This window comes from Dolichospermum lemmermannii CS-548, assembly GCF_028330815.1.
In the GTDB taxonomy this organism is placed as follows: Bacteria; Cyanobacteriota; Cyanobacteriia; order Cyanobacteriales; family Nostocaceae; genus Dolichospermum; species Dolichospermum lemmermannii.
On the sequence record NZ_JAQMTJ010000230.1, the window covers coordinates 1 to 3,735 of the forward strand.

A 3,735-nucleotide genomic window follows, 5' to 3' on the forward strand; every position below is an offset into this window, starting at 1 on the left:
AAAAAGGGTTAAAATGGGTAAAACCTCTTGCAGCAAAAAGCGTTAAAATGTATAGAAAAGAGAAACAACAAGAAACAACACCACAAAACTTTGAAATATCCAAGGAGTGCAAACTAGCGTCAGATAATCGTTGGGTAATCAAAGATATACTCTGCCAGATTTAATTGATTTTTTATGTGTGTTTTGTAGAATTCAGGTAATATTATCAATAGATAGTCCTTATTGAGAAAAGTGCTTCTATCTTTTTTTACCATAAATCGGTATAATCTTTATCTGATAAGCTTTTTAGACTATTTTGTCGCCCCCTCAACTACGCCACGCTTCGCTATCAGACAATTGAAATTTAATTAACTAACAGCAAAATCTGTATATTTGCGGACTGAAGGCAATTGAAAACCTAAAACAATATCTTCTTTCGGTACACCTAATTCAACCAATTCATTAGCAATTCCTACCTCTGTACCATCTTGCTGAATCCAGATTTTATCATCAATAATATCTATAGGAATCCGGTTTGATTGTTGTTCATTATACTGAGACTCAATCGTTGATTCGATGGGGTTTACGGTTTACAGCTTGTTCAAAAATCAAATAGTAGCCCTATAGATGTAAAACAGGTCCATAAATACGATTTTGATCACGCCAACCTACATAAATTAATTGATAATGGTTATTTTCAAGATCAAAAATTGTCTGTGCTTGAATGCGTTTATCCCAAACCATACTAGCGTGTTGTTTCAGTAAGTTCTGAATATATTGCCGATATTCTGCTAATTTTGCCATTCTGCTATTACCTCTTTTTCAATATTATAAACTACTAAATAAAGTTGATTTGTTTTAATAACTGATTGAATAAAAGGCAGTATAAAAAATTCATTGTAAACAGTAATAGGAACTGCTAAATATAATATCCGTAGCAGTTAGAATTATGAGAATATGTCATAAAGATTTATAAATGTTAACAATTCAAAAAACAAATATATAATTTGACGTATTTTTTATTGAAAAATTATCCTAAATAAAATCCCAAAATATCTACCAATAGGGTATTGTCAAAGGAGCTAAATTTTAGTTTGCTATTAATTTTGTTAGTCGTTATATTACTTACAATTAGTTTGCAAAAAACACATTAAAAAAACACCAATCTCATGCACATACCCGATGGATTTATTTCTGTGCCAGTTGCAGCCGCTACCAGTTTAGCCAGTGCAGCCGCTTTATTTGTGGCTTTTGAGCGATCGCAAACAGCCTTTGGCATTCGTCGCGCCCCCATTCTCGGCTTAACCACAGCCTTTATTTTCGCCGCCCAAATGATTAATTTTCCTGTAGCGGGGGGGACCAGCGGCCACCTATTAGGAGGAGCTTTAGCTGCCATTATTTTAGGTAGTCCTTGGGCGGGAATGCTATGTATTGCCACAGTTTTAATTATTCAAGCTGTGCTATTTGCTGATGGTGGTATCACCGCCTTGGGTGCAAATATTTTAAACATGGGAGTAATCGGCGTGTGGGTAGCGTGGGGATTAACCCAAACCTTACAACGACTATTGGGCGGTTCTCAACGGCGTTTACCCCTAGCAGCAGGCATAGCAGCCGCAGTTAGCGTAGTTGTCGCCGCAGTCGCTTGTGCCATTGAATTAGCCCTGTCTGGGACAGCACCAGCCAACATCGTTTTACCCACCATGACAGGTGTACATATTTTGATTGGTATTGGAGAAGGATTAATTACCGGGGGTGTATTAACCTATCTAGCCACAGCCCGTCCAGATTTATTACCAGGTGAAGAACACAAAGTTAGAGGCTGGTTAGTTCCCGTTGTCAGTATTTTGCTAATTTCAGGTGTGTTGTCTCTATTTGCTTCTGCTTGGCCAGATGGTTTAGAAAAAGTAGCAGAAAACGTGGGTTTTATCAACTTAGCTGAAAATGTGCGGGTAATTGTACCAACACCTTTGGCTGACTATGAGATTAAAGGTTTAGGACAAATTGGGACAAGTATTGCTGGTTTAGTGGGTTCTACAGCTTGCTTTGCTGTGGCTTTTGGAATTGCCAAAGTGATAAAACCGAATAATGCTTAAAATTTCCTTACCATTACGCTTGCAGTTATCCCTGATCATTGTGATTGGGGCAGCTTTTTTAAAACATCATACTTGGTCTAATTTACTAGTATATGGGGCGATCGCCCTTATTTGGGTTTGTATCTTACAAGTACCCATTCGCAAATTAGGCGGATTACTCGGTGCAGAATTAATTTTTCTATCATTGATGGCTTTACCATTGGGATGGGAACGAGCTAGTTTTTTGCTGCTGCGTTCCCTAATTTGTTTAATTGCCATGAATAGTTTTTTATTAACCTTACCCCCCCACAGTTTGGGTATCGCCCTCAAAAGCTTACCAATACCTGCACCATTAAAGGAAAACCTGATCTTAGCCGCGCAATATTTAGAAATATTACTTTTAGAAGTAACGCAAATGCAGCGCAGCGCCCAATTACGAGGGCTAAAAGGTGCTGGAGGATGGTTACGCTATGCCAGTGCTTCAATGATTGGGGCGTTGTATCTCCGCACCTTAGACAGAGCCGAAAGAGTTTATGCTGCTATGGTAGCCCGTGGATATAACGGACAATTACCCCTAGATTCCCCCCTCAAACCAAAAGAACGTTTTATCTTGTTAATAGCTGGGGTGACAGCTACTTGTTTAACCCTAAGTTCCTACCTTACTGTTATTTGAGTGGTGAATCTTGACATCATTAACTTCTAATCCCCAAATTTCCCTTTCTCAACCGCATACAAATGTCGTTGAAGTCCAAAATCTGGTATATGCCTATTCGCACCAGCAACCCGTACTACAAGAAATTTCTTTTAGCCTACAAACAGGCGATCGCGTCGCTTTAATGGGTGCTACAGGCTCAGGAAAAAGCACCTTACTAGAAAACCTCATTGGCTTAAAACATCCTCAAAACGGCAAAATCTGGATTAACGGTATCCCCTTATTACCAGATACTTTGCCAGAAGTACGGCAACAAATTGGTTTTACGTTCCAAGATGCTAACGACCAATTATTTATGCCCACAATCCTCGAAGATGTTACTTTCGGACCTCTTAATTATGGTGTCTCATCTATAGCCGCTAAAGATAAAGCCCATCAACTATTAGCGGACTTTGGATTAGAGTCCTACGCCCATCGTTCCGCCCATGAACTTTCTGGAGGACAAAGACGTTTAGCCGCCTTAGCCGCAATTTTAGCCCTAGATCCTGCCATTCTCATCTTAGACGAACCCACCAACGGACTTGATCCAGCATGGCGACGACATTTAGCCCAAGTATTATTAAAATTGCCTGTTAAAGTCATGTTAATAGCTTCCCATGATCTCCAATGGCTAGGAAGAGTCACCCAACGGGCTTTAGTCCTCTCTACTGGTAAAATCCAAATAGACAGCGACATCCAACCACTGTTGCAAGATGGCAAAACCTTAGATAAATTAGGGTTGCCAGTAGATTGGTAAACTGTGCAACACAGAAATTCGTAATTGCGAATTAATGATCATAAGACCTCGCGGTAAGTGGGAAACGAGCGCGTCTTTAGACCTGAGAGGGAAACGAAACGGCACGAGGGATTTTAATCCCTGTGGTATGTTAGAATTAAATTGTGAGTAAGAACAAAAAACATCTACGTGTTGAAGCATCCTAGTACGGAGAAATTCCGGCTCCTATGAAACAACGGTTAGGTTTAAGTCCTAAC

Annotated in this window: 4 protein-coding genes and 1 pseudogene; 3 read left to right on the forward strand and 2 right to left on the reverse strand. The window is 39.6% G+C overall.

Going from position 1 to position 3,735, the window contains the following annotated elements; all coding sequences use genetic code 11:
* Positions 1-347 precede the first annotated feature (347 nt).
* Positions 348-783, reverse strand: a pseudogene (locus PN450_RS24100) (element excision factor XisI family protein).
* The gene (locus PN450_RS24105; RefSeq protein WP_168697517.1) at positions 771-920 is read right to left on the reverse strand and encodes an element excision factor XisH family protein; all 150 of its coding nucleotides are present in this window, start codon (positions 918-920) and stop codon (positions 771-773) included. Before PN450_RS24105 ends, PN450_RS24100 begins: the two are co-directional and overlap by 13 nt.
* 228 nt (positions 921-1,148) lie before the next feature.
* On the opposite strand from PN450_RS24105, the gene PN450_RS15595 reads away from it, so the two are divergent.
* Genes PN450_RS15595 through PN450_RS15605 form a run of 3 tightly spaced genes read left to right on the forward strand, consistent with a single transcriptional unit; the run spans position 1,149 to position 3,499 of the window.
* The gene (locus tag PN450_RS15595) at positions 1,149-2,072 is read left to right on the forward strand and encodes an energy-coupling factor ABC transporter permease (RefSeq protein WP_271836865.1); all 924 of its coding nucleotides are present in this window, start codon (positions 1,149-1,151) and stop codon (positions 2,070-2,072) included.
* Entirely contained in the window at positions 2,065-2,724 is a 660-nt protein-coding gene (locus PN450_RS15600; RefSeq protein WP_271836866.1) for an energy-coupling factor transporter transmembrane component T family protein, read from the forward strand. The genes PN450_RS15595 and PN450_RS15600 overlap by 8 nt, the downstream gene beginning before the upstream one ends.
* Before the next feature lie 10 nt (positions 2,725-2,734).
* Complete coding sequence (locus tag PN450_RS15605; protein ID WP_148766347.1) at positions 2,735-3,499, forward strand: energy-coupling factor ABC transporter ATP-binding protein; 765 nt, start codon at positions 2,735-2,737, stop codon at positions 3,497-3,499.
* The last annotated feature ends 236 nt before the right edge of the window (positions 3,500-3,735 follow it).

Excerpts from the sequence above, each read along its gene's own strand:
- PN450_RS15595 (WP_271836865.1), top strand. The coding sequence starts at position 1,149 with ATGCACATACCCGATGGATTTATTTCTGTGCCAGTTGCAGCCGCTACC.
- PN450_RS15600 (WP_271836866.1), top strand. The coding sequence starts at position 2,065 with ATGCTTAAAATTTCCTTACCATTACGCTTGCAGTTATCCCTGATCATT.